This is a genomic window from Afipia sp. OHSU_II-C1, from assembly GCF_000497575.1.
Classification (GTDB): domain Bacteria; phylum Pseudomonadota; class Alphaproteobacteria; order Rhizobiales; family Xanthobacteraceae; genus Afipia.
Window position 1 is genome coordinate 146,787 of sequence record NZ_APJI01000023.1, and the last position, 25,634, is coordinate 172,420.

At 63.5% G+C, this 25,634-nt stretch carries 26 protein-coding genes; 14 read left to right on the forward strand and 12 right to left on the reverse strand.

The window, feature by feature from the left end; translation table 11 throughout:
* The first annotated feature begins 66 nt into the window (after positions 1 to 66).
* Positions 67 to 1,527, forward strand: a complete 1,461-nt coding sequence (gene xseA / locus I554_RS0122740; RefSeq protein WP_024574239.1) for an exodeoxyribonuclease VII large subunit — start codon at positions 67 to 69, stop codon at positions 1,525 to 1,527.
* A 94-nt stretch (positions 1,528 to 1,621) separates the two neighbouring features.
* Entirely contained in the window at positions 1,622 to 1,846 is a 225-nt protein-coding gene (locus tag I554_RS0122745; RefSeq protein WP_002713413.1) for a DUF2093 domain-containing protein, read from the forward strand.
* Between the two features lie 3 nt (positions 1,847 to 1,849).
* On the opposite strand, the gene lpxK is transcribed toward I554_RS0122745, so the two are convergent.
* The 6 genes from lpxK to I554_RS0122775 all read right to left on the reverse strand — a co-directional run bounded on the left by lpxK (position 1,850) and on the right by I554_RS0122775 (position 7,375).
* Entirely contained in the window at positions 1,850 to 2,860 is a 1,011-nt protein-coding gene (gene lpxK / locus I554_RS0122750) for a tetraacyldisaccharide 4'-kinase (protein ID WP_024574238.1), read from the reverse strand.
* Positions 2,853 to 4,157: a 3-deoxy-D-manno-octulosonic acid transferase gene (locus tag I554_RS0122755; protein WP_024574237.1), complete on the reverse strand. Its 1,305-nt coding sequence runs from the start codon at positions 4,155 to 4,157 to the stop codon at positions 2,853 to 2,855. The genes lpxK and I554_RS0122755 overlap by 8 nt, the downstream gene beginning before the upstream one ends.
* Entirely contained in the window at positions 4,150 to 4,863 is a 714-nt protein-coding gene (locus tag I554_RS0122760; RefSeq protein WP_024574236.1) for a lysophospholipid acyltransferase family protein, read from the reverse strand. Before I554_RS0122760 ends, I554_RS0122755 begins: the two co-directional genes overlap by 8 nt.
* Positions 4,860 to 5,108 (reverse strand): DUF4170 domain-containing protein, encoded by a 249-nt coding sequence (locus tag I554_RS0122765; RefSeq protein ID WP_024574235.1) that lies wholly within the window; start codon positions 5,106 to 5,108, stop codon positions 4,860 to 4,862. Before I554_RS0122765 ends, I554_RS0122760 begins: the two co-directional genes overlap by 4 nt.
* Before the next feature lie 61 nt (positions 5,109 to 5,169).
* Positions 5,170 to 5,991 carry a 3'(2'),5'-bisphosphate nucleotidase CysQ gene (locus tag I554_RS0122770; protein WP_024574234.1) on the reverse strand — a complete coding sequence of 274 codons (822 nt, stop codon included), beginning with the start codon at positions 5,989 to 5,991 and terminating at the stop codon, positions 5,170 to 5,172.
* A complete protein-coding gene (locus I554_RS0122775) occupies positions 5,978 to 7,375 on the reverse strand; it encodes a TldD/PmbA family protein (protein ID WP_024574233.1) in 1,398 nt (465 codons plus the stop codon). Before I554_RS0122775 ends, I554_RS0122770 begins: the two co-directional genes overlap by 14 nt.
* 275 nt (positions 7,376 to 7,650) lie before the next feature.
* Here I554_RS0122775 and I554_RS0122780 point away from each other — a divergent pair, with 275 nt between their 5' ends.
* Positions 7,651 to 8,181, forward strand: a complete 531-nt coding sequence (locus I554_RS0122780; RefSeq protein ID WP_024574232.1) for a DUF6101 family protein — start codon at positions 7,651 to 7,653, stop codon at positions 8,179 to 8,181.
* 3 nt (positions 8,182 to 8,184) lie between these two features.
* Here I554_RS0122780 and ubiA read toward each other — a convergent pair whose 3' ends face one another.
* Together ubiA and I554_RS0122790 are read right to left on the reverse strand one after the other, a co-directional pair.
* A complete protein-coding gene (gene ubiA / locus I554_RS0122785) occupies positions 8,185 to 9,117 on the reverse strand; it encodes a 4-hydroxybenzoate octaprenyltransferase (RefSeq protein WP_024574231.1) in 933 nt (310 codons plus the stop codon).
* Between the two features lie 25 nt (positions 9,118 to 9,142).
* Positions 9,143 to 9,847 (reverse strand): hypothetical protein, encoded by a 705-nt coding sequence (locus I554_RS0122790; RefSeq protein WP_024574230.1) that lies wholly within the window; start codon positions 9,845 to 9,847, stop codon positions 9,143 to 9,145.
* A 164-nt stretch (positions 9,848 to 10,011) separates the two neighbouring features.
* Between I554_RS0122790 and I554_RS0122795 the strand changes: the two genes are divergently transcribed.
* From I554_RS0122795 to I554_RS0122820, 6 genes are all read left to right on the forward strand, one after another.
* Positions 10,012 to 10,767 carry a 16S rRNA (uracil(1498)-N(3))-methyltransferase gene (locus tag I554_RS0122795; RefSeq protein WP_024574229.1) on the forward strand — a complete coding sequence of 252 codons (756 nt, stop codon included), beginning with the start codon at positions 10,012 to 10,014 and terminating at the stop codon, positions 10,765 to 10,767.
* Positions 10,768 to 10,885: 118 nt separating this feature from the next.
* Positions 10,886 to 12,028 carry an ATP phosphoribosyltransferase regulatory subunit gene (locus I554_RS0122800; RefSeq protein WP_024574228.1) on the forward strand — a complete coding sequence of 381 codons (1,143 nt, stop codon included), beginning with the start codon at positions 10,886 to 10,888 and terminating at the stop codon, positions 12,026 to 12,028.
* On the forward strand, positions 12,025 to 13,002 hold the full coding sequence (gene hisG / locus I554_RS0122805; protein WP_024574227.1) for an ATP phosphoribosyltransferase: 978 nt from the start codon (positions 12,025 to 12,027) through the stop codon (positions 13,000 to 13,002). The genes I554_RS0122800 and hisG overlap by 4 nt, the downstream gene beginning before the upstream one ends.
* 133 nt (positions 13,003 to 13,135) lie before the next feature.
* Positions 13,136 to 14,182: a glycosyltransferase family 2 protein gene (locus I554_RS0122810; RefSeq protein WP_024574226.1), complete on the forward strand. Its 1,047-nt coding sequence runs from the start codon at positions 13,136 to 13,138 to the stop codon at positions 14,180 to 14,182.
* Positions 14,179 to 15,030 carry a ChbG/HpnK family deacetylase gene (locus I554_RS0122815; protein WP_024574225.1) on the forward strand — a complete coding sequence of 284 codons (852 nt, stop codon included), beginning with the start codon at positions 14,179 to 14,181 and terminating at the stop codon, positions 15,028 to 15,030. Before I554_RS0122810 ends, I554_RS0122815 begins: the two co-directional genes overlap by 4 nt.
* A 258-nt stretch (positions 15,031 to 15,288) precedes the next feature.
* Positions 15,289 to 16,089, forward strand: coding sequence for a DUF2076 domain-containing protein (locus I554_RS0122820; protein ID WP_024574224.1), 801 nt, complete (start codon positions 15,289 to 15,291; stop codon positions 16,087 to 16,089).
* 71 nt (positions 16,090 to 16,160) lie between these two features.
* Here the strand turns inward: I554_RS0122820 and I554_RS0122825 are convergent, their stop codons facing one another.
* Positions 16,161 to 16,988 (reverse strand): L,D-transpeptidase, encoded by an 828-nt coding sequence (locus tag I554_RS0122825; protein ID WP_024574223.1) that lies wholly within the window; start codon positions 16,986 to 16,988, stop codon positions 16,161 to 16,163.
* A gap of 290 nt (positions 16,989 to 17,278) precedes the next feature.
* On the opposite strand from I554_RS0122825, the gene I554_RS0122830 reads away from it, so the two are divergent.
* The gene (locus tag I554_RS0122830) at positions 17,279 to 18,049 is read left to right on the forward strand and encodes a protein phosphatase CheZ (protein ID WP_024574222.1); all 771 of its coding nucleotides are present in this window, start codon (positions 17,279 to 17,281) and stop codon (positions 18,047 to 18,049) included.
* 55 nt (positions 18,050 to 18,104) lie between these two features.
* On the opposite strand, the gene I554_RS0122835 is transcribed toward I554_RS0122830, so the two are convergent.
* On the reverse strand, positions 18,105 to 19,298 hold the full coding sequence (locus I554_RS0122835) for an MFS transporter (protein WP_024574221.1): 1,194 nt from the start codon (positions 19,296 to 19,298) through the stop codon (positions 18,105 to 18,107).
* 59 nt (positions 19,299 to 19,357) lie between these two features.
* The gene (locus I554_RS0122840; protein WP_024574220.1) at positions 19,358 to 19,891 is read right to left on the reverse strand and encodes a hypothetical protein; all 534 of its coding nucleotides are present in this window, start codon (positions 19,889 to 19,891) and stop codon (positions 19,358 to 19,360) included.
* 320 nt (positions 19,892 to 20,211) lie between these two features.
* Here I554_RS0122840 and I554_RS0122845 point away from each other — a divergent pair, with 320 nt between their 5' ends.
* The 4 genes from I554_RS0122845 to I554_RS0122860 all read left to right on the forward strand — a co-directional run bounded on the left by I554_RS0122845 (position 20,212) and on the right by I554_RS0122860 (position 25,150).
* Complete coding sequence (locus I554_RS0122845) at positions 20,212 to 20,508, forward strand: co-chaperone GroES (RefSeq protein WP_024574219.1); 297 nt, start codon at positions 20,212 to 20,214, stop codon at positions 20,506 to 20,508.
* An 82-nt stretch (positions 20,509 to 20,590) separates the two neighbouring features.
* Entirely contained in the window at positions 20,591 to 22,240 is a 1,650-nt protein-coding gene (groL, locus tag I554_RS0122850; protein WP_024574218.1) for a chaperonin GroEL, read from the forward strand.
* A gap of 136 nt (positions 22,241 to 22,376) precedes the next feature.
* Positions 22,377 to 23,570, forward strand: coding sequence for a hypothetical protein (locus I554_RS0122855; protein ID WP_024574217.1), 1,194 nt, complete (start codon positions 22,377 to 22,379; stop codon positions 23,568 to 23,570).
* Positions 23,571 to 23,605: 35 nt separating this feature from the next.
* On the forward strand, positions 23,606 to 25,150 hold the full coding sequence (locus I554_RS0122860) for an NAD(P)/FAD-dependent oxidoreductase (protein WP_024574216.1): 1,545 nt from the start codon (positions 23,606 to 23,608) through the stop codon (positions 25,148 to 25,150).
* Positions 25,151 to 25,157: 7 nt separating this feature from the next.
* Here I554_RS0122860 and I554_RS0122865 read toward each other — a convergent pair whose 3' ends face one another.
* Positions 25,158 to 25,553, reverse strand: a complete 396-nt coding sequence (locus I554_RS0122865; RefSeq protein ID WP_024574215.1) for an META domain-containing protein — start codon at positions 25,551 to 25,553, stop codon at positions 25,158 to 25,160.
* Positions 25,554 to 25,634: the final 81 nt, after the last annotated feature.

A 25,634-nucleotide genomic window follows, 5' to 3' on the forward strand; every position in this document is an offset into this window, starting at 1 on the left:
CGGCGTTTCTGGGATGATAGAAGGGTTTAACATGGTGTTCGACCACCGCAATAGATTCGAGTCGCGATGAAAGCCACTGCCGCCGAACCGCTGCCCAATTCACCGGAATTTACCGTTTCGGAGCTGTCCTCGGCTCTAAAGCGGACGGTTGAGGACGCCTACGGCCATGTGCGGGTGCGCGGCGAAATCTCCGGCTTTCGCGGGCCGCATTCCTCCGGCCACTGCTATTTCGCCCTGAAAGACGACAGCGCCAAGATCGAGGCGGTGATCTGGAAAGGCGTCCACGGCCGGATGCGGTTCAAGCCGCAGGAAGGCCTCGAAGTCATCGCCACCGGCAAGCTCACCACCTTTCCGGGCTCGTCGAAATACCAGATCGTGATCGAAGCCATCGAGCCCGCCGGCGTCGGCGCACTGATGGCGCTGATGGAAGAACGCAAGAAGAAGCTCGCTGCCGAAGGCCTGTTCGATGAAGCCCGCAAGCAGCTTCTGCCGTGGCTGCCGGAAGTCATCGGCGTGGTGACCTCGCCCACCGGCGCGGTGATCCGCGACATCCTGCACCGGCTGGAAGACCGCTTCCCGCGCCGCGTGCTGGTGTGGCCGGTGCGCGTGCAGGGCGAAGGCTCCGCCGAACAGATCGCCGCCGCCATTCGCGGCTTCAACGCTTTGGAAGAAGGCGGAAAAATTCCGCGACCTGATTTGCTGATCGTCGCGCGCGGCGGCGGCTCGCTGGAAGACCTGTGGTCGTTCAACGAGGAGATCGTGGTACGCGCGGCCGCGGAGAGCATGATCCCGCTGATCTCGGCGGTAGGCCACGAGACCGACGTCACGCTGATCGACTTCGCCGCCGACAGGCGCGCGCCGACACCAACAGCGGCCGCCGAAATGGCAGTCCCGGTGCGCGCCGAACTTGCCATCGAGATTTCCAGCCTTGCACGCCGCAGCTTCGCCTGCTGGCAACGCAGCCACGAACACCGCCGTGCCGAACTGCGCAGCGCTGCTCGCGCGCTGCCGAAAGCCGCCGACCTTCTGAACATTCCTCGCCAGCGTCTCGATCGCGCCAGCGCGCAACTGCCCCGCGCCTTGCGCGCCAACGCTCATGTGTACGAGCGGCGGCTGTCTGCCATCGGCGGTCGGCTGACGGTGACCGCGTTGCGCACACAGATCGATCGCGGCAAGGAGAAGGTCGCGCGGCTCGCCACAAGCGCGCGGCGCTGCGCCGATCTGCATATCCAGCAGCGCGAGACGCGGCTGAAGTATGTCGCGCAGCTTTTGAATGCACTGTCCTACAAGGGCGTGCTGGATCGCGGCTTCGCACTGGTGCGCGACGAACACGGTCAGCCGCTGCATGCGGCGGCCCATGTCGGCTCCGGCCAGCATCTCACCATTGAGTTCGCCGACGGACGCATCGGCGCAACCGCAGATGGCGAGGGAACAGCCGCGGCGAAGCCGAAAGCCGCGCCGGCAAAGCCCGCCTCAAAACGAACCACCGATTTCGGCGTCAAAAAGGTCCAGGGCGACCTTTTTTGAGCTCCCGAAAAGGGTTTCGCCGCCTCTCCTGTATGCCTATATTTAAGTCCTCTCTCCGGACGACAATCTGCCGGACCCGACAAGGACAGTTATCGTGCTCAATAAATTCGGGCCTTCCGGCCAGGGCGAAGCGCAGGTCGAATATCTCGACGGCGACTTTCGCGTGACCTCTCCCGGCTCCTATGTCCGCTGCGCCATCACCGGCGAACATATTCCGCTGGACGAGCTGAAGTACTGGAGCGTCGACCGGCAGGAAGCTTACGCGACGCCGGAAGCCGTGTTGCAGCGGCACTATCCCGCGCAACTGAAGAAGGCCTGATAGTTACCCCGCGCGCGCTTTTGCCAGCCGCGCCGTTACGAAATTCCGCAGCATCGTTTCGTCATCGAACGCCAGCGTGACCGCGAGGGTCGCGATGCGGTCCGCATAAGCCTTGAGACGGGCATCGCTGCGGATGCGCGCCATATCCTTTTCGGTGGTCACCAGCTTAAGTGTTTTTGCTGTGGCGTCCGACACCAGCCGCCCGATCTCGTCCGGCGTGAATGGATGGTGATCGGCGAAGGCCCTTTGCTCGATCACGTCCACGCCGCTGGCACGCAGCGTCGCAAAGAACCGCGCCGGATCGCCGATCCCTGCAAACGCCAGCACGCGCTGGCCGCGCAGCCTGCCGACTGAAGCCTGATCCGGAACGAGCCGGGCGCGCAGGACGGGCGCACCGCGCTTCGCCAGCACTGCTGCGATTTGATCGGCCGCATCGCCTTCACCGATCACGATCAGCGCATCGGTGCGCGCGAACTGCGGTTCAAGCGGCGCCCGCAGCGGTCCAGCCGGGAACACACCGCCGTTGCCGATGCCGCGCGCAGCATCGATCACGATCAGCGACCCATCCTTGGCCAGCGCCGGATTCTGGAAACCGTCATCCAGCAGGACGACACTCGCACCCGATGCACTCGCCAGCGCTGCGCCGGCCACACGGTCGCGCGAGACGATGACGGGCAAGCTTGACGCCAGCATCAGCGGCTCATCGCCAACATCGGCGGCGGAATGCGACGCCGGATCGACGCGCAGAGGCCCCTGCTGCGTTCCGCCGTAACCACGGCTGACCACGAATGGCTGCTCGCCAAATTCGCGGAGCAGTTTCACGAGGGCCAGCGTGGTCGGCGTCTTCCCCGCGCCGCCGAGATGATAGTTGCCGACGCAAAGAACCGGAATTCCTGCAGACGCTCCGGCGCGCGACATCCGCCGCGCGGTGATCGCTCCGTAAATCGCGCCGAACGGCGCAAGCAGTCGCGACAACAACGATGGCGGCCGATACCAGAAGGCCGGCTCACGCATCGGCGCTTCCTCCCTCCAGCCGCAACTGCAGGAGATATGGCTCCAGCGCAGCAAGCGTCTTGTCCAATGCGCCGCCGAGCCGGCCGACAACGGCTTCCGCCGCACCGACGGAACGCTGCCGGGCAATCGGGTTCACCAGCAAGTGCCCGAGCGACTTCACAAAGTCCTCGCCAGTCTCGGTACGAATGGCGCCGCCGGCCTGATTCAGCGCTTCATAAATGTCATCGAAATTGAACACGTGCGGCCCGTGCAGGATGGCCGCGCCCAGCTTGATGCCTTCGATCGGATTCTGCCCGCCGTGCGCCACCAGCGAACCGCCCATGAACACCACCGGCGCCAGACGGTAGAACAATCCCAGTTCACCCATGGTGTCGGCGACGTAGATGTCCGTCTCGGGGCCCGGCAGTTCGTCCTGCGAGCGCAAGGCCACCCGCATGCCACCATCCGTCAGCATGCGCGCAATGGCCGCGCCGCGGTTGGGATGACGCGGCACGATCACGCTCAACAGTTGCGGCATGCGTGCCGCCAGACGCCGATGGGCGTCAAGAATGATTTCGTCCTCGCCCGGATGGGTGGAGGCTGCGAGGAACACCAGCCGGCGCTGCATGGCCTCCCTGAGGCGTTCCAGCTTTCTCACGTCCGCCGGCGGAGCCTCGACATCGAGTTTCAGATTTCCGGACGTGACAACGTTCGGACAACCCAGCGCCGCAAAGCGCTCGCCGTCGCGATCGGATTGCGCGAGGCAGAGATCGAAACACTCCAGCAGCGTGGAGATCGTGCCGCGCAGTTTCTGCCAGCGCGGAAACGAGCGCGGCGACATGCGGCCATTGATGATGACCATCGGGATGCGCCGCTCGGCGCTCGACAGGATCAAGTTGGGCCAGATGTCGGACTCGATGAACAGCGCGAGGCCCGGCTTCCAGTGATCGAGAAACGCCGACACGAAACGCGGCGAATCGAACGGGATATACTGATGAATGACGTCGGGCGGAAAGCGCCGCGCCACAATGGCCGCCGACGTGACCGTGCCCGAGGTCAGCAGGATGCGGACATTTAGCGCACGCAGCCGCTCGATCAGTCCCGCCGCCGCAAGCACCTCGCCGACACTCGCGCCATGAATCCAGATCAGGGGTCCGGAAGGGCGCTCGATGCTCGCAACACCGCGGCGTTCGCCGAGCCGCTCGGGATCTTCCTTGCCCTGCTTCAGCCGGCGCGCGATCAGCGGCGCTGCGAGCGGCGCGGCAAGAGCCGACAGCCGCCGATACGCCGCAAGCGTCGCAGGCAACGCGCTAGGCATGAAGACCCTCGTCCCGCAGTCCGACCAGTTCATAGGCCCGGCGGGTGACGTCGTTCAACCGCTCTTCGAGCTGCAATCGCAGTGCCTGCATCGTCTCGGTATCCGCGTCGGGCGGCACCCAGATGATCTCGCCCGCGGCAATGACGCCGCGCCCGAATGGCAAATGAATGACGGAGCGATCCCAGTTATTGAGGCGCTTGAACCGGCTGGTGGCGATCGCCACCGGCAGGATCGGCCGTCCGGACTCGCGCGCCAGCATGATGATGCCGAGGCCCGCCTTGCGCGCAACCTTCGGCACATCCGCAGTCAGCGCCATATTGATCTTCTCTTCCAGCGTCCGCAGCATCATTTTGAACGCGCCGACCCCGCCCTTGCGGTGAAATTCCGTTCCATGATCGCCGGAGCCGCGCACGGTCCCGACGTTGAGGCGCTCCGCAGCGATCGCATTGATTTCGCCGTCGCGATGACGCGAGATCAGAACCCTGGCGGAGTACTGCTTGAGTTTCAGAAACGGCATCATGAAGTGCTGGCCGTGCCAGAACGCGATGATGACCGGCATGTCCGGCTCGATGTGCTTGTAGACATTCGGAGGATCGAGAGTGAACCGATTGGTCCACCACACAAAACGCAAAAACTCGGCCGCAGTCACACCCGCAGCACGCTGCACCCAGCTCGAGCGGCCGAGATTTCGAAGGAATCGTTTCAACGGGCGGACTTTGAATCTTGACCGGGATCGAGCAGCCGGTGGAGATGGACGATGAAATAACGCATGTGGGCGTTATCGACGGTCTGCTGGGCCTTGCTCTTCCATGCCGAATAGGCCGTGGCGTAGTTGGGGAACAGACCGACGACCTCGACCTTGTCGAGATCCTTGAAAGTCACGTGATCGAGGTCGAGAAGTTCGCCGCCGATGACGAGGTGAAGCAACTGCGGTTGCACAGTTTCCGACATGAGTGTTTTTCCCAAAAACCAGTGACCGGCTCACGAATTCAAGCAAAAAACGTGCTCGCAATCACCACGGAATCGGATTTTCCCGAAAATGTTTGACAATATGCGCGTGCCGCGCATGCCCCGCCGCCACCAGCAACCCGTGACGAACGTCGGTCTGATTATAGACCAGTCGTTCTCCGGCCAGTGAGGTCATTTCCCCGCCCGCTTCGTGCACGATTAAATCGGCGGCGGCAAGGTCCCAATCGCGGCTGTGCCCGGCCGCAAATGCGGCATCAAGCCGCCCATCCGCGACCCGCACCAGCCGCAAGGCGAGAGATCCGATTCTCGGGTGGAGCGTGTCGCCGTCGCGCATCCCGCCAAGACGTTCAACCAGCGGTTTGGGCCCTGCAATCTTCGGAAAATCGATCCCGACGCCGGGCGCCGCTCCGATCCGTGCTCCATTCAGTTGCGCGCCCCGCCCGTGCGTTGCGAAAAAGAACTCGTCACTTGCAGGCGCAAACACCGCGCCGAGGAGCGGCAAGCCGTCCGCAACCAACGCGATAGAGACCGACCAGTCATCCTGCCGTGCCAGATAGGCGCGGGTGCCATCGATCGGATCGACAATCCATGTCAGCGATTTGCCGAGCCGCGACGGATCGTCGGCGCTTTCCTCCGAGAGCCATCCGTAATCCGGTGTCGCGGAACGCAACCGCGTCTCGATGAGATCGTTGACGGCGATGTCGGCCTCGGACACCGGCGACGACTTCCCCTTGATCCAGGTTTTCAATTCGGTGCGAAACAGGTTGAGCGCCAGCGCGCCGGCTTCGCGCACCACGCCCTCAAGCAGTGCAGCGTCACGCGTCAGGGCGGCATCGCTGATCATGTCGGAATCAGCGACCGGCAATCGTCAGCTCCCCGACGCGCACGGTCGGTGCGTTGACGCCGTACTTGAACGTGAGGTCGTTCGCGGGAACCATCGATTTGAAAATCTCGAGCAGGTGACCCGCGATGGTCACCTCGCTGACCGCATAGGTCAGTTGCCCGTTCTCGATCCAGAATCCCGCAGCCCCCCGGCTGTAGTCGCCGGTCACGCCATTGACGCCCGACCCGATCAGGTCGGTAACATAGAAGCCTTCCTTGATGTCGGCCATCAGTTCGGCCGGCGACAGCGATCCGGCCTCGAGATGGAGATTGTAGGGTCCGGGCGACGGTGACGACGAAACGCCGCGATGGGCGTGTCCCGTGGTGGCAAGGCCCAGTTCGCGCGCAGTCGCGGAATCCAGCAGCCAGGTCGTCAACACGCCATCATCGATGATCGCCTGCTTCCTGGTTGCAACGCCATCGGAATCGAACGCCTGCGATCGCATCCCGCGCACGCGCAGCGGATCGTCGATGATGCGAACGCCCTTGTCGAACAATTGCTGACCGAGCCGGTCCTTCAGGAAACTGGTCTTGCGGGCAATCGACGTGCCGTTCACCGCGCCGACCAGATGGCCGACCAGCGAGTTCGATACGCGCGGATCGAACACCACCGGCGCCTTGCAGGTTGCAACCTTGCGCGGATTGAGCCGCGCCACGGTGCGCTCGCCCGCGCTTTGCCCGACGCCTTCCGGAGATTCGAGATCGGAACCGTAAATCGCTGAGGTGAAATCGTAGTCGCGTTCCATGCCGGTGCCTTCACCCGCAATCGCCACCGCCGAGATATTGTGGCTCGAGCGCAGATACGATCCGTGAAAGCCGGTCGAGGTCACGAGCACCATGCCGCCGATACCTGCGGATGCGGACGCCCCGCCGGACTTCGATACACCCTTGACCCCAAGGGCCGCGGCTTCCGCTTTCAGCGCGCGCCGTTCCAGTTCACTGGCGGAGGGCACCTGCGGATCGAGCAGATCGAGATCGGGAAACTGTCTTGCCAGCAGCGAGGGATCGGCGAGCCCAACATATTCATCGTCGGGCGCGACCTTCGCCATCGCGACCGCACGCTCGGCAAGCCTTGCAACATCGCCACCGATGTCGCTCGTTGAAACCACTGCCTGCCGTTTTCCGACGAACACACGCAGTCCGACATCGTCGCCTTCGGATCGCTCCGATTCCTCGACCTTGCCGTCGCGAACCTCGATGCTCTGCGACACGCCGCGCACCGCGATGGCGTCCGCGGAGTCCGCGCCCGCGCGCTTCGCTGCTTCCACAAGCCGCTGCGCCAGATCGCTCAACGCGGTCTGATCGAGCAATCCGGATGTCGTTGATTTCGGCGAAGGCGACAATGAAGCGTTTGGTGAAGAGTTCACAAACAATTTCCCGAGGCTTGGATACGAATGCAACGTAACATGAGATGTGCCTGTTTTACGCGGACTTCAAGCATTTTCGAGGTCTGCGGAGCAGATATTTCGAGTGCCCCGGCAAGGTCTCGTCAATCATCCGCGCCAACCTCTCGTCAATCATGAGAACTGAAGCAAACACAGTGAGAGACGATTAACCAGCCTTCTTAAGCGGATTCGGACGCGGCTCTGGCATGCTCCTCCCATCGACCGGGAACATAATTCCGGCGTGGGAGATAAAAGCCGTGAGGCGTCAATTCGGAGTCGGCGGGGTGCAACCCGTCGGGTCGAGCTGCATGTTGCAGCTCGACCCCCATTCCTTGCCGGTCAGCTTTGAGGCGCGCGATGGCCGCGCCGATGGCGGCGTCAGGCATATCGAAATCAACCGCGAACGCGTTACCGTGCGCCGTGCCGTCGGCGGCATCCGCATGGCGATCAATGTCCGCGTCAGTGAATTTCTCGGCATTGCCTGCCGCGAAACCAACGACGGACGCGCGCTCGTTCTGGTTCACAGCGATCCGTCATTGTCGGTTCCGCTGCTGGTCACTGCGGACGATCTTCATCTGGATATGGCCTGGCAGATGTGGGGCGATCTGTTTGCCCTGCCGCAAATCGAGGACGAAACGGGAGACACCCGCGAGCCTTCGCCGCGCCGCCGCCGCCGCAACATCATCAAGGATCGCCGTCCGAAATTTCTCGTGCGCCGCAAGGCTGGCCGTCCTGCCATGGAACGATCCATTCATCGCGGCGAACGCGAGATCATCGCGCGCAATTAAAATCTAGAAACTGCGCAGCACCGCGTCGGCGAGCAATCCGGCGAACAGCAGCAATCCGGCGTTGCGGTTCGACTTGAACAGCCGCAGGCACAGGGCTGAATCATCGATACGGATCGTCCGTACCTGCCAGACCAGATGTGCCGCGAATGCCGCAAGACCAATCCAGGCAAGCCATTGCGAGCCGCCGCGCCACAGCGCGACGCCGATCAGCACGACAGCAATGCCGTAGAAAATCGTCAGCGCCAGCTGCGTCCGTTCCCCGAACAGCAGCGCCGTTGACTTGATGCCGATCAGCACATCGTCCTCGGTGTCCTGATGCGCGTAGATCGTGTCGTAGGCGATCACCCATGCGATCGAGCCTGCGTAGAGGAACAGCGCCGTGGCATCGATCCGCGCCAGAATGACTGCGAACCCCATCAGCGCGCCCCACGAGAACGCGAGACCCAGAAACACCTGCGGCCAGTAGGTGACCCGCTTCATGAAGGGATAGATCGCAACCACCACCAGCGAGCCGATGCCGGTGAGGATCGCAAAGCCGTTGAACTGCAAAAGCACCGCAAGCCCGATCAGCGCCTGCAGCACGAGAAAGGCTGCGGCCTGCCGGACCGTCACCTGTCCGGCCGGAATCGGCCGCGACCGGGTGCGCTCGACCTGTGCGTCGAGCTTCCGGTCCGTGATGTCATTCCAGGTGCATCCCGCGCCGCGCATGACCACCGCGCCGATGAAGAAAAGCACGATAACCAGCGGCAGTCCGCGCACGTCATGCGCGATCCCCGCGGCCAAAGCCGCCGACCACCAGCATGGCATCAACAACAGCCACCAGCCTATCGGACGGTCGAAGCGTGACAATCGCAGATAGGGCCGCATCCAGAGCGGCGCATGGGTATCGACCCAGTTGGCGGTGGAGTCGGCGACGGGGGCTGCGGCGTTGCTCATCGCAACCCTCTTCAGTGCGAGCGAGTTAGCGGGTCAGCACGTTGCCGTTCAGCGTATCGAAGGTGCTGCCACCGCGCTTCAAAGGCTTGGCCTCGGGCAGCGTTGCGGAGCCGAGCGCCTCGCTCAGGCTTGGACCTGCCGGTCCGGCCTGCTGCTGCGTCGCAGCCGCGCACACCCGCTGTTGCAGCTGGGAGGTATTGGCGTGGCCCTTCTTCATCTGCGCGGCAACCTCGGGCGGTATGCCGCACTTCTGCGCATGGGTTTCCACGAACTTGATCATCTTCGTTTCAGCCTGCGCGAAGTTGCCGATCAGCTTGCAGGCCTCCTGCGGCGGCGCCTTGCGCTTGCCGGCAGCCGCAATGAGCTTGGCCTTGGCTTCGGCATCCGCACGCAGTGGCAGGAAGCCGTTCTGACATTCCTCCGCACCCGGCGGTGGGCCGGCCTGGGGCGGTGCGCCGAAACCTCCGCCACCAACGGGCGGAGCGCCTGAGGTGAAGGCGCTCGGCGACGGCTGCGGTCTTGCCGGCGCAGCGGTGGCGCCGTTCACGGGCGGAAAGGGCGATGCGGCGGGAGCACTGTTGACGGGAGGAAACGGCGACGCGTTGTTCGCGGGAGCCGGTGCCGACTGTCCCGGCAGCGGTGCCGGAAATGCGCCCTGCGCGCGGACATCCGCAGCCTGCAGGACGAAGGTGGCGGCAGCCAGCAATGCGATAGAACGGTAGGCGGTCACGGATTCTCCTCCGGCGGGTTCCGGCGTCCTGAAGCGACTTTTACGATTCTCGCCGCCCCTTAACAACCCGCTGAATCTGGCAGCAGCGCGGCAGCTCGTCATGCAAACGGCTGCCAATCCTGAATCATTCGGCTAGAAGTCTGAAAAATGAATGGATTGGCGTGATGCCCAAACTCGATTTTCGCAGCCCGCGGCTTTTTGTCGATGCACCGCTTGCGGCCGGTACCGGCATCGCGCTCGACCGGGACCAGACCAATTATCTCGGCAATGTGCTGAGGCTCGCCGCAGGCGACACCGTGCTGGTATTCAATGGCCGCGACGGCGAATGGCAGGCCACCCTCGCCGGCCGCAAGCGGCCGGATCGCGCGGAGATCGCCGGGCAGACCCGGCCACAGGACGGCCTGCCCGATCTGCATTACGTGTTCGCACCGCTGAAGCATGCGCGGCTCGACTACATGGTGCAGAAAGCCATTGAAATGGGGGTTTCGGCGCTGCGGCCGGTGACCACCCGCTTTACGCAGGCCAGCCGCGTCAATGTCGAGCGGATGCGCGCCAATGTCATCGAGGCCGCGGAACAATGCGGCATTCTCAGCCTCGCCGAGGTGCACGATCCCGAACCGCTCGAGCGCTGGCTTGGCACCCGCGACGATCAGCGCCTTATGGTGTTCTGCGATGAAGACGCCCCGATCGCCGATCCCATGGCTGCGTTCGCCGGCGCCGACCGCTCAAAGGGCACGGACGTGCTGATCGGCCCCGAGGGCGGATTTGCCGAGGAGGAGCGCGCCCTGTTGCTGAAGCAGCCGCACGTGGTGCGGCTCGCCCTTGGTCCGCGAATCCTGCGTGCCGATACCGCTGCGGTCGCGGCGCTGGCCGTGGTACAGACGGCCCTCGGCGATTGGGGCAAGCCCGATGCACGCTGAGGTTGCATTCCGGAAGACCTCTCATTAAGCCCTTTTCCGGATCGTCGTCGAAACCCGGGTATTCCCGTGTTAAGGGACTGCCGATTCAAGCCTTTTACATCTCGTTGGATACCGAAGAATGAGCCAGACCAGTGCCGCAACCGCGACCGGGTCCGCCGCACAGGCGGAGGCCTTGCTGCAGACTTTTGCGCGGGCTGGCTACACCCATGCGCGTCCGCTGATCCTGCAGCCGGCGGAACCATTTCTTGATCTGTCCGGCGAAGACATCCGCAAGAGCCTCTATCTGACCACCGACGCCAGCGGCGAGGAACTGTGCCTGCGGCCAGACCTCACCATTCCGGTGGCACGGGACTATCTCGCCTCATCGCGCGCCGGCGCACCCGCCGGATTTTATTACCTCGGCCCGGTGTTCCGTTATCGCGGTGGCTCAGCCAGCGAATTCAACCAGGCAGGCGTGGAATCCTTCGGCCGTCAGGACCGTGCAGCCGCCGACGCGGAGATGCTCAGTCTCGGGATTGAAGCCGCCGCGGCTTTCGGTGTGACCGGCGTGGATATCCGCACCGGCGACGTCGCCCTGTTCGCCGCGCTGATCGATGCGCTCGATCTTTATCCGGTGTGGAAGCGGCGGCTGATCAAGGATTTCAACCGCAAGATTTCGCTCGCGCAGGATCTGCAGCGCCTGACGCTGGAGACCGGCAAGACCCGTAATGAATATGAAGGCGTGCTCGCAGCGCTCGCAGGCTCCGACCGCAAGGCGGCGCTGGCGCTGGTCACCGATCTGATGTCGATCGCCGGCACCAGCAATGTCGGCGGCCGCACGGTGTCGGAAATCGCCGACCGTTTTCTCGAACAATCGACACTGAAGGGCGGCGCGTTGCCGCGCGACGCGCTGCGACTGATCGAACGTTTCCTCGGCATCGCCGGCGAACCTGATGACGCGGCAGCGCAACTGCGCGCGCTCGCGGCGGACGCGAAACTCGATCTGGGCGCCGCCATCGACCAGTTCGAGAGCCGGACCGGATTCATGGCCACGCGCGGCATTGACACAAAGGCGATCCGCTTCTCCACGGCCTTCGGCCGCGGCCTGGATTATTACACCGGATTCGAGTTCGAACTGCATGCCAGGGGCAACGGGGCAGAGCCGCTGGTCGGCGGTGGACGTTACGACGGGCTGCTGACACGGCTCGGCGCGCGCGAGCCCATTCCAGCCGTGGGCTTTTCAATCTGGATCGAAGCGCTTTCGCAGGGGAGCGCATCATGAGCACGCCGTTCGTCGTCGCCGTTCCGTCCAAGGGACGATTGCAGGAAAACGCCGAGGCCTTCTTCGCGCAGGCCAATCTCACCCTCGCCAAGCCTCGCGGCGCGCGCGAGTATCGCGGCACCATGCCCTGCCTCGACAACGTCGAGATCGCCTATCTGTCGGCCAGCGAGATCGCCGCGCAACTGGCGCGTGGCGCAGTGCACCTCGGCATCACCGGCGAAGATCTGATCCGCGAGAATATCCACGACGCCGACAAACGCGTCATGCTGATCGAAAGCCTCGGCTTCGGCAGCGCCAATGTCGTGGTGGCGGTGCCGCAGGCATGGATCGATGTCCGCACCATGGCGGACCTCGACGATGTCGCCACCTCGTTCCGTGCCCAGCACAACCACCGCATGCGGGTGGCGACCAAATACATCAATCTGACCCGCAATTTCTTCGCGAGCCAGGGCGTGGTCGATTACCGCATTGTGGAGAGTGCCGGGGCCACGGAAGGCGCGCCCGCAGCGGGAACGGCTGAACTGATCGTCGACATCACCACCACCGGGGCGACCCTTGCCGCCAACGGACTGAAGGTGCTCGACGACGGCGTGATGCTGCGCAGTCACGCCAATCTCGTGGCCTCGCGCGACGCCGACTGGTCGGACAGCGCACGCGAAACCGCGCGGGTCATCCTCGATCACATCGCGGCCAGCGCACGCGCCCGCAAGTACAAGGAAGTCCGCACCCGCTTCGCGGCGTGCAACGACGCCTTGCTGGCCGAAGCCCACAACCGGTTCGGCGTGGTGTCGCCGTTCGGCGGGCCGACCTCGTCAGGCATGGTGACGCTGCACTGCCCGCCGGCGCAGCTTTACGCGCTCAGCAGCTTCCTGCGCGACCACGGCGCCGAAACGGTGTCGATCGCGTCGCTGGAATATGTGTACGACCGCGACAATCCGCTTTTCGCCAAACTCCAGACATTCCTGGGGCAATAAGGTTTGGCGATTTGCGGCAGCGCACGCTGCTGACGCACCGTGGCGACAGCATCCGGCAACTACCATATGATGCTTGAGGACGCGTGATGCCGGATGACATCTTGCATCCAAGGATGTTTCAGGAAACCGACCGATGACGCCGAGTGCCGATGTCTCGAACCTGTCAGGCAGCAGCCGCACCCCGGCTGCGCAAGGCCTTTCGATCGTCGTGCCGGCTTACAACGAGGCGGCGGGCCTGGCGCGGCTGCACGAACGTCTCTGCGCCCTCGCCGGGAAGCTCAGGCAGAAGTACGGCATCGCCTGCGAAGTCGTCTATGTCGACGACGGCTCCAGCGACGCAACGCTGAGCATCGCCCGCGGCCTGCCGCCGACTGATCTCGACGTGCAGGTGGTGTCGCTGTCGCGCAATTTCGGCAAGGAAGCCGCGCTGATGGCCGGGCTCGACCACGCCCGCCGCGGCGCCGTGCTGTTCATGGACGGCGACGGCCAGCATGCGCCGGAACTGGTGGAGCGGCTCGTCAGCCACTGGATCGATGACGGCTATGACGTGGTCTACACGGCGAAGGCGCACCGCGACAATGAATCGGTCCTGCGGCGCATGGGCGTGCGCACCTTCTATACGCTGATCAACTGGGGCTCGCGGCAGAAAATCCCCGAGGACGCCGGCGACTTCCGTCTGCTGTCGCCGCGCGCGGCGGCTGCGCTGCGCCAGCTTCCCGAGCGCAACCGCTTCTTCAAGGGTCTCGCGACCTGGATCGGCTTCAAGCAGATTCGCGTCGACTATGAGCCGGATGCGCGTGCGCATGGCGTCACCACCTTCAGTCCGGGCCGTCTGCTCGGTCTGTCCATCGAGGGACTGACATCGTTCTCGGTGGCACCGCTGCGCGTGGCGAGCCTGCTCGGGCTGCTGCTTGCGTTCGTGGCGTTCCTGTTCGGCCTGTCGATCCTGTGGGAGACCATCGTCGACGGCAAGTCGGTCCCCGGCTATCCCTCGCTGGTGGTCGGCCTGATGACCATCGGCGGCGTGCAGCTCATCATGATCGGTGTGGTCGGCGAGTACATCGGCAAGATCCTGTCCGAGATCAAGGCACGGCCGATCTACTTCGTCGCGGAGCATAGCGTGAAGAGCGCCGACACCTCTGCTGCCGCTGACAAGACGCCGCAGACCGCGGCTGAATGAGCGTGAGTTCGCCGCCACGTCACATCTGGTTGTGCGCCGACGACTACGGCATGAGCCCCGGCGTCAATCGCGCGATCCGCGATCTGATCGTCCAGAAAAGGATCAACGCCACGTCCGTCATGGTGCCCGCCCCCGCCGTGGATCGCACCGAGATCGAGGCATTGACCCAGGCCGTCGCCGCCAATCCGGATTGTGCGGTCGGATTGCACGCGACGCTGACCGCGCCGTTTCATCCGCTGACCATGCACTTCAAGCCCCTCGACGGCGGGCAGTTTCTGCCGCTCGGCAGGCTGCTCCGTGCGAGCCTGCTGCGGCGGCTCGATGCTGAAATCGTTCAGGCCGAACTGCTGGCGCAGATCACAGCGTTCAGGGAGATGTTCGGCCGTGTGCCCGACTACGTTGACGGCCACCAGCACGTGCAACTGTTTCCGCAAATCCGCGACGCGTTTCTTGGCGCGGTGAAAGACGCCGCACCGGAAGCGTGGGTTCGCCAGTGCGGCCGTAGCCTGCCGCTGGCGCAGCGACTCGACAGTCCGAAAGCCCTGCTGCTCGATGTGCTCAGCGAAACGTTTCGCAAAAAATGCGCGCACGCGGACATCGCATTCAATCCGGGATTTGCCGGCGCGTATGACATGGTCCGTGGCCGCGAATTCGCCGACGCCATGCAAGGCTTTCTCGACGGCCTCCCCGACCGCGGCCTGGTGATGTGCCATCCTGGCTTCGTCGACGAAACGCTTGTCAGCCTCGATGACGTCACGCATCAGCGCGAACGCGAATTCGCGTTTCTGAGCAGCGATGACTTTCCCCGGCTGCTGGCAGCAAGCAACGTGACGCTCGACCATACATGATGCGCTCCCTCTCCCCGCTCGCGGGGAGAGGGTTGGGGTGAGGGGCCACCTAGATTCCTCGAAATTCAAACGCCCCTCACCCGGATCGTTTCACGATCCGACCTCTCCCCGTAAGAACGGGGAGAGGTGAGAAGGCGCTTTTTGTCGCACCGCAAGCGCCAACTTTCCTAAATTTAATTCACGCTGGGACTTACCCCGACACAATGCAGCGTTACATCTTTGCGCGCATTCGGATGCCGGATGCTTGAGGAGGGAATCATGACACCGCAGGAACGCCAACTGGTTGACGATCTGTTCGACCGTCTCGCCAAGGTCGAGAATTCACCGCGCGAGCCGGACGCGGAGGCCGCAATCATGCAGGGTTTGCGCCGTGCGCCGAACGCCGTCTACGCCCTCGTGCAAACCGTGCTGGTGCAGGACGAAGCACTCAAACGCGCCGACGCCCGCATTCAGGAACTCGAAGGCGGCGCGCAGCAACCGCAGCCCTCCGGCGGATTTCTCGATTCGATGCGCGATGCGATTCTCGGCCCGGGCCAGGGACGCGGTTCCGTACCGAGCGTTCGTCCCGGTGATGGCACGCAGCGCGGTCCGGTCTGGAACAGCGGTCAGGCGCTCAATCAGGCCGACGCTCGCATGGGCGGCGACCCCCGCATGAACGATCCGCGGATGAATGATCCAAGGGCCGGCAATCCCGGTGGCGGGATGTTCGGCGGTGGCGGTGGCTCGTTTCTCGGAACGGCGGCGGCGACCGCGGCCGGCGTGATCGGCGGATCGATGCTGATGAACAGCATTCGCGGCATGATGGGCGGCGGCAGCCAGCAGAGCTTCGGCAGCAGCGCTGACTCCGGCGGCAGCAAGATGCCATGGAGCAACGATCAGTCCTCGGGCAGCCTCGCGCGCGATGCCGGCCTCAACGACGTTGGCAAGAGCGGCAACGACAGCCAGCGCCAGAACTCTTACGACCAGGCGCAGGCCGATGCCGATCAGGACCAGGATCAAGATCAGGATGACGACGAGGATTACGATGATTTCGATGACGGCGACAGCGATTACGCCTGATCGGCCTCGTCGATAACAAATGAAAACGGCCGCTGGAATTCAGCGGCCGTTTTTTTGCGAACAGGCGTCGCTCAGATCACGATGACCTTGGTGCCGACATTCACCCGGCCGTAAAGATCGATCACGTCTTCATTGCGCATCCGGATGCAGCCGGATGACACGGCGGTGCCGATGGTCCATGGTTCGTTGGAGCCGTGAATACGATACAGCGTCGAGCCGAGATACATTGCGCGGGCGCCGAGCGGATTTTCCGGCCCGCCTTCCATGTGGCGCGGCAGATCAGGACGGCGCTTGAGCATTTCCGGCGGCGGCGTCCATGCCGGCCACTCCTTCTTTGCCGAGATCGTCTTCACGCCCGACCACTCGAAGCCGGGCTTGCCGACACCGATGCCATAGCGCAGCGCCTTGCCGCCGCCCTGCACCAGATAAAGAAATTTGTTCGGCGTATCGATCACCAGCGTTCCCGGCGCATGCCGGCCGTCGTACTCGACGACCTGCTTTTCAAACTTCGGGTCCATGCCCGGACGGCCCGGTTCGATGCCGACATCGCCCTGCCGCATGTCGTAGCGGTATTGCGGGTCCATCGGGGGCAGCCCGCCGCGTGACGGCATCTGTTCGTAGCGCTGCTCGTAACGCTGCTCGTAGCGCGGCGCCTGATAATTCGGATCACCCGACTGCCCGCCGCTGAACAGAAACTCGATCAGTCCACCGCCCATATTGGAACCGGATCGCTCGTTATAGGCGACGCGGATCGGCATTGGCGGCGTTGACGTCGGCTGCGCATAGATCACGCGCGGCTCGGGGACAGGCATATCGTCATCATATGCGAAGGCCTGTATTGAACTGGCGCCGAAACACACCGCGCCGGCGACAAGCGCGAGGGAAGTTTTTCTGGACATCGACGTACTCTGTACTGTTTCGTCGTTGACGCACGGACAGCGTGCGCCCTGAACACGAACATTTAAGGTTAAAAGCGCCTCGGTTTGGTAAACAAAACCGGCGTTCGGATTCACCACGTCCGTATGCACGGCCTGTTCTTCGCGACAGCGTTTATTTTCGATGAACGCAAGACCTGCATGGTTAACCGTTGGTATGCGCTGCCGGATACTTCATTGAACCAACAGGTTCGCGCGAAACCTCGCGTTAAATTACGCCGGGTTACAACGCCTCATCAGGGATGGGGAAACCAATGGCCGTTCAGCGTAAGCGATTCCGTATTGAAACAATCCAGTCCGTCGGCATGCCGATACTCGATCATGATGAGAGTGAGGTCATTCCGCATCATCATCAGATCATGAGCGAACTGCGCGCCATTCGAGCGCAAATGGCCGCGCACCACCGCGGCCCTGTCGCGGAGCAGGATGAAAATCCATCAGCTCAGGAACTGACGGAAGCCCAGCAGTTGCTGGGAAGCTACCGCGCGCAGATCGAACAGTGCGAAAAGCTGAAAGTCGAACTCGATCTTATTCACGACGCCATCAACCGCACCAAGCAGGAAATCGCCGTGCTTCACGGCAAGAGCTTCAGCGGTGACGAAATGGCGAAGGTCACCGGCGAACTCGGCGCCGTGGTTGGCGGCACCGAGGAAGCCACCCAGCAGATTCTCGAAGCTGCCGAAGCCATCGATCAGGCCGCAAGCGCCCTCGGCAAGACGATGTCGCCGGACCAGCAGGCTCAGCTCAGCGAAGACATTCAGGATCGCGTCGTCGGCATCTTCGAGGCGTGCAACTTCCAGGACCTCACCGGCCAGCGCATCAGCAAGGTGATGACCACGATGAAGTTCATCGAGCATCACATCAATGTCATGATGGAGATCTGGGGCGGCGTCGACGCCATCAAGCAGCACGCGCCCGCGATCGTCGACACCCGCGTCGGCGATGCCCGCCTGCTGAACGGCCCGAAGGGCGTGGATGAAGAAGGCCACGTCTCGCAGGACGACATCGACGCGCTGTTCAACTGAGCGCATTCGATATCTCGGATTCAAAACCCGGAGGCTTGCCTCCGGGTCTTGTCGTTCAGGACGGCCGCCGCAACAGCGCGAAACAGACCAGCGCCAGCAGCGCGACGCTGATCAGCATTTCCAGCGCCACCTGGCCCGACCAGCGGTCGATCACATAGGCCAGCGCGAACGGCGAGAGCGCCTGACAGATTTGTGCAGGCCGCGCGATTCGACCCACCACGCGCCCATAGCCGACAGCTCCGAATAGCGCCAGCGGCAACGCCCCGCGCGCGATGGTCACAACGCCGTTGGCCGCGCCGAACATCAGCGCAAACACTGTCGCAACGCCAGGCGAAAATCCCGCGACCACAAGAAGGATGAACGCGAACGCCATCAGCGCCATCGCGACCCGCACCAGCCAGAGCGGATGCAACCTGCCGCCCGACACGAAGTCAGCGATCCGCGTCAAAACCTGCGCGGGCCCAAACAGCGCCCCGATAGCCACCGCGGTACCCGCATCGATGCCGCCGCGCTGCAGGATCGTCAGCAAATGCGCCAGCGTTCCCGATTGCATGATGGCATGAGCCGCAAATCCTGCCGCGACCAGTAGAAATGGCAGGCCGACGGCAGGGATGATCTTTGCCGCTTTCGGGGGCGAGGCGCCCTCCACCACCGGCGGCGCATAGACGGCATTGCGCGGAAGCGCGAAGGCATAGAGCGGCGCGATGATGAAGGCCATGACGCCCGCGAACACGAAATAGACACTGCGCCAGCCGCCATGAGCGATCAGCATCTGGGTTGTCGGCCATGAAAATGTCGAGGCGAGACCGCCCACGAATGTCACCAGCGTGATCGGCCGCCGCGACGCCGCACCGAAAATCCGCGCCAGGGCGGTGAATGCGGGATCGTAAAGGTTGCAGGCCATCGCGATGCCGAGCAGCACCCAGCCGGCGAGGTAAGCCCAGTAATGATCGGCAAGCGGCAGGGTCAGAAGGCCAAGGGCGCCGATCAGCGCGCCACCCGCCATGATGTAGTGCCCGCCATGCCGCTCGATCAGGCTGCAAATGAACGGGGCGGTCAGTCCGGACACGCCCAGCCCGATCGAAAATCCGAGAAGGGCTTGCGCCAGCGACCAGCCATGGGCCGCGGCGATGTGGGGCATCGTCAACCCGGGCGGATAGAACAAGGCGCCCCAGCCCAAGACTTGCGTGATGCAAAGAACGATGACGGCGCGGCTGGGCCCGGAGCTTAATACCTTGGGCCCGCCCATTGCGCTTGCACTTCCCCGACGTCGCGAATTATCCGGCCGCCGCCGTCAGGCCTCTCGCCTCAGGCGCGCGGCGCGCAGCGGACATACACCATGGTCCCATAGCGGCTCGATGCGTCCTTGTCGATGAACCGCGTCATCAGCACACGCCCGTCGAACGAGACGATCTCGCGATCCTTGTCCCCGCCGGCAGGACCAGCCGGGCCGATGTAGTTCTTGCCGCTCTGGCTGCCCTTCAGGCGCAATTCCTGCGGGGTCGCTTCGTCCGGCAAGTGCATGATGACGCCGCCGGTGGCGCCCTGCCCGATCACATAGGGATTTTTGCACTGCCCGCGCGCCGCAGCCTCGGTGCGGGTCCGGTCGTCCGGTTTGTGGAATGACGCAAGGCCCCAACGTCCGACGATTTCATCGGCGCGGATGGTGGCCGGGACTTCGGGCGCCACTGCCGGTTCCTGGACCGTGGCCTGTCCGCCACCGAAACCGCTGAACCCGCCGAAGCCGCCGCCGCCGCAGGCACCCAGAAAACCCGAAAGTACTGAAATGGCCGTCAGCGTGACGATCTTGGAGGCTTTGGTACGCTCGCTCACTGTGGTCATGGTGTCTCCCGGCAAGAACACTTGGCTGCCTGCCAGACCGACAGACCCGCCGTCACACTGCGTGAGCTGACCCCCGTCATTACGCAGCGTTCCCCTTTATGGTTTCCAGATCATCCTATATTGGCCTCACCAAGGCCTTAAGGGCCTTGCTTGACAGGATCGGCGGCAACCCATATTCCCGACCCCGTCATTAGCACTCTTGGAGCGCGATTGCTAAGGGTAAGGCTTCGTCCCCTCAAGGGGTTAGCTGAACCCATTATCCACGACCCGCGCCCCGCCGCACGTCAAATCTTACCTAACCAACGCCCAAAGGACATCCGATGGCCAAGACAACTTTTCGCCCGCTGCATGATCGTGTCGTCGTCAAGCGCATCGACGCCGACGAGAAGACCAAAGGCGGCATCATCATTCCAGACAGCGCCAAGGAAAAGCCCTCGCAGGGTCAGGTCGTCGCAGTAGGCCCCGGTGGCCGCGACGAAGCCGGCAAGCTGATCCCGATTGATCTGAAGGCAGGCGATACGGTGCTGTTCGGCAAGTGGTCCGGCACCGAAGTGAAGCTCGACGGTGAGGAACTCCTCATCATGAAAGAGTCCGACATCATGGGCGTGCTGAAGTAAGCACGGCCACATTCATCCGCCGTCGTCCTTCGAGGCTCACGCCTCGGGATGACGGAAACACACATCATCAGGAGTAAACCCCATGGCTGCCAAGGACGTAAAATTTTCCGGAGACGCGCGTGACCGCATGCTGCGCGGCGTCGACACCCTCGCCAACGCCGTCAAGGTGACGTTAGGCCCCAAGGGCAGAAACGTCGTCATCGACAAGAGCTTCGGCGCACCGCGCATCACCAAGGACGGCGTCACCGTCGCCAAGGAAATCGAGCTCGAGGACAAGTTCGAGAACATGGGCGCGCAGATGCTGCGCGAAGTCGCCAGCAAGACCAACGACACCGCGGGCGACGGCACCACCACCGCCACCGTGCTGGCCCAGGCGATCGTGCGTGAAGGCGCCAAGTCGGTTGCCGCCGGCATGAACCCGATGGATCTCAAGCGCGGTATCGACATCGCCGTGACCGCCGTGGTCAAGGACATCGAGAAGCGCGCCAAGCCGGTCGCGTCCTCCGCAGAAGTCGCTCAGGTCGGCACCATTTCGGCCAACGGCGATTCGAACATCGGCTCGATGATCGCCAAGGCGATGCAGAAGGTCGGCAACGAAGGCGTCATCACGGTTGAAGAAGCCAAGTCGCTCGACACCGAAGTGGACATCGTCGAGGGCATGAAGTTCGACCGCGGCTATCTCTCGCCGTACTTCGTGACCAACCCCGAGAAGATGACGGCCGAACTCGAGGACGCCTACATCCTCCTGCACGAGAAGAAGCTGTCCGGCCTTCAGGCGATGCTTCCCGTGCTCGAAGCCGTGGTGCAGACCGGCAAGCCGCTGCTGATCGTCGCCGAAGACATCGAAGGCGAGGCGCTCGCGACCCTCGTCGTGAACCGCCTGCGCGGCGGCCTCAAGGTTGCAGCCGTCAAGGCTCCGGGCTTCGGCGATCGCCGCAAGGCCATGCTGGAAGACATCGCGATCCTGACCGGCGGTCAGCTGATCTCCGATGACCTCGGCATGAAGCTGGAAAGTGTCACCCTGAAGATGCTCGGCCGCGCCAAGAAGGTCGTGATCGACAAGGAAAACACCACCATCGTCAACGGCGCCGGCAAGAAGCCCGACATCGAGGCGCGCGTGAACCAGATCAAGGCGCAGATCGAGGAAACCACCTCGGACTACGACCGCGAGAAGCTTCAGGAGCGTCTGGCCAAGCTCGCCGGCGGCGTCGCGATCATTCGCGTCGGCGGCGCGACCGAGATCGAAGTGAAGGAAAAGAAGGACCGTGTCGAGGACGCCCTCAACGCAACCCGCGCGGCCGTTCAGGAAGGCATCGTTCCGGGCGGCGGCACCGCGCTGCTGCGCGCCAAGAAGGCCGTCGGCCGGATCAACAATGACAACTCCGACGTGCAGGCCGGCATCAACATCGTGCTGAAGGCGCTGGAAGCTCCGATCCGCCAGATCGCCGAGAACGCCGGCGTTGAAGGTTCCATCGTTGTCGGCAAGATCCTCGACAACAAGACCGAGACCTTCGGCTTCGACGCACAGAACGAAGAGTATGTCGATCTCGTCGCCAAGGGCATCATCGATCCGGCCAAGGTGGTTCGCACCGCCCTGCAGGACGCAGCCTCTGTCGCCGGTCTTCTCGTGACCACCGAAGCGATGGTCGCCGACATTCCGAAGGAAGCAGCACCGGCGATGCCGGGCGGCGGAATGGGTGGCATGGGCGGAATGGGCGGTATGGGCTTCTAAGCCACCCGTTCATCGCAACGACATCAAAGGTCGCCTGCGGGCGGCCTTTTTTATTGTCTCATATTCAAGAATCACCGCGACAATCCGGCCCGCTTTTGAGATTGTCCGGTTCCAATTCGACTCAGGATGAGACCTCATGCGCGCATTGATGATTGGCTGCACTCTCGCACTGGCAGGAGCGTTGCCGGTTCAGGCCCAGACCGCCAAGGATGCGAAGGCGGCACCGGCCGCGAGTGAGGTCCGCTACTTCAATTCGCTCGGCGATCTTCTCGGCGACCTGCCGGTCGACGCCTTCATCAAGGAGACGCGCCAGGGCGGGAAGCTGGTCTCGTCCACACTCGACGTCTGCTATTCCGTATCCACCGCCTCGGACCGGAAGGACCGCTTTGTCATCGACCTGAAGGTGGAAGGCGAAAAGCTCTCCGGCAGCGGACAGAGCATCGAGAACAAGACGCCTGTCACTGTCAGCCTGATCCGCAAGGGCAGCAAATCCGTCTCGTTCGACGGGAAGATCACGGTCGGCAATCATCTCACCTCGGTCTCGTCACCGGACAACGCCGATGTCGATGAGAAGGAATTTCAGCAGTCGCAGGTGGTCGACGACGACCTCAGCGAGGCGCCGAAGGACTTCACGCAGGTGTCGCCGCAATCGGTCGCCGTGCGCGTGAAGCGTGAAAATTTCGTGCCGCTCGTCAAGAGCCTCAAGGGCCAGAACGTCCAGATCGCTCTCGACAGCATCGCAACCGATTGCAACGCGCTGCGCTCCGGCCATCAGGTGCTGCGCCTCTTCATTGATCCCGCCCGCGCGCCGGCCCTGATTGCAAACCTGAAGGCCGCTCCCGGCGTGGTTGCGGCGGGCTGGACCTCCGGCACTTACGACATGGAGCGCGCGGTACGTTTTGCCGCCGGCGACTGGAGCGAGGGCGGCAAACTGAACCGTGACAAATTCACGGCCGCCATCACCAATATCGCCGCGAAAGTGATGGCCGCGAAACCGGCGACGTCCACATGGAACGAGGCCACCGGCGAACTCACCTTCACACTCAAGCGTCCGAGCCAGCTCGCGCCTGCGCTCGACCTGACCGAGACGCTGGAAATCACCGCGCTGGTCAGCCCCGACAGGCCAGGCGGCTCGGATCGGCTGATCGTCTGGCTCGGCATTCCCTCAAGCAAGACCACCGACGAGACCGCTGCACCCCAGTTGCAGTTCTCCGAGGATTCCGGCGGCGAGGAAGAAAGTACGTTCAACGACGACGACGGAATGATCAAGGCGATCACCGCCGAACTGAAAGGCCAGCGCTGGGACACCGACAAGGCATCATGGAAATAGCCCGCCGTCCCGCCCGTTACAGGATCCGCTAGCGCATGGCGCGCTACGACGCCGTCATCATTGGCGCGGGCCTTGGCGGCCTCACCAGCGGCGCGATTCTCGCGCGCGAAGGCCGCAAGGTGCTGGTGATCGAGCGCAGCAATTCGGTCGGCGGTGCGGCGTCGAGTTACAAGGTCGGCGACCTGTTCGTCGAAGGCTCATTGCATGAGACCAGCGATCCGCATGATCCGCGCGACCCCAAGCACGGTCCACTGACGCGCGCCGGCGTGCTCGATGCCGTAAAATGGATTCCATCAGGCGCCTTCTATGAAGTGCGCGGCGGACCGATCGGCGCGCCGCTCACCCTGCCCGACAATTTCGATGCCGCCCGACACGCGCTGATCGAGCGGTTTCCGGAGGCCCGCGAGGGCATCGTTCGCCTGCTCAGGGAGATGGAACAGATCGCATCCGCAACGGGGGTGCTGTCGCGCGGGGCGCAGGTTTTCAAGACACCGTTGCAAGCCGTCGCTGCACTCCGGGACCTGCTGCCCTCGATCCGAGACTGGAATCTGTCGCTGTCGCAGAAGCTCGACCACGTGTTCGGCAACAATGAAGCGGTCAAGGCCGCGCTGGCTGCGAACCTCTCCTATTACAATGACAATCCGGCGGCGACCTGGTGGATGTTCTTTGCGGCCGCCCAGGGCAGCTACCTGCTCAGCGGCGGGCGCTATGTGCAGGGCGGATCGCAGCGCCTCTCCAGTGCACTGGCGCGGGCCATCAAGGCAGCAGGCAGTGATGTGATCCTGCGGCGGACCGCCAGCAGCATCGGCATCGATGCACATGGCCGTATCGTGAGCGTCACCCACACAGCCAGGGACGGCAGCGATCCGCAGACCGCGGAGACCGCACGTGTCGTCGGCAACGCCGCACCCGAAACCCTGGCCGAATTGCTGCCCGAAACCAGTGGCGCGAAGCTCACCGCGGCCTATGGCCATCGTCAGCGGTCGATCTCGCTATTCATGCTGACACTCGGCCTGTCGCAGCCGCCGCGCGACGTCGGCCTCAGCAGCTATTCGACGCAATTGCTGCCCGGCTGGATGACCAGTCTTGACGATTACTCGCGAGCGACAGCGCTGATGGCGAATGAGCCTCTTGAGCGGATGCCGCCGCTCGCCATCGTCGATTATGCCGCAATTGAATCGGGCGTACCGGCGCCGCCGTATGTTTTGTCCGTCGTCGGGCCTGACCGGCTGTCGAACTGGGCAGATGGCGATCAGGACAGCTACCGCGCCAAACGCGCGCGCTGGCAGGATGCGCTCGTGGCCTATCTCGACGGGCACTATCCAGGACTGACGCAAGCGATCACCGCATCGACCTTCAACACCGCGCTGTCGGTGCGCCAGTATCTCGGCGCGCCGCAGGGCGCGGTGTATGGATTCGCACCGACACCGCCGCGCTCGCTGTTTCGCGCATTGAGACAGACACCCGCGACACCGGTGCCGGGACTGTACCTGGCCTCGGCCTATGCTGGATTTGGCGGCTATACCGGCGTGATCCAGTCTGCCGGCGCCTGCGCCGACATGATCCTGCGCGAGCGCTAGAGCGCGCTCAGTTCGTGCTGATGCGAAACCGCAGCGTCGTCGCGCCGATGAACGAAACGAAATCGCCCTGCCGTTTCCAGGTGGCGGCAGCGCCGAGCGCATTGATCAGGGCGTCATCAAGCTGCGCACGCTCCGGCGTGCAGCCGCGATCTTCCATCGCGCCGGGCACGAAGATCACGGTGTCATTGGCAACCGAGAACTGACCCTTGCCGGATTTGCACCACAGATCGAGCTGCGCCTCGCCGTTGTCGCCGATCTCAAGCGTCGGGATTCTCTTCGATCCCGGCTGCGGCCGCGCTTCGAGGGTCATTTCCGCTCCAAACGGAAACTCGCTGGCATGAGCCTGACCGATGACGCCGATGGCAAAAGCAAGACCGGCGAGAGCGTGTCGCAGAACCGTCATGATGACCTCACGAGTTTCAAACCGCGCGCGGTTCTAGACGTTCAGGACTGTTTTTTCCAGTGCGCGCGCTGTTCAAATTGA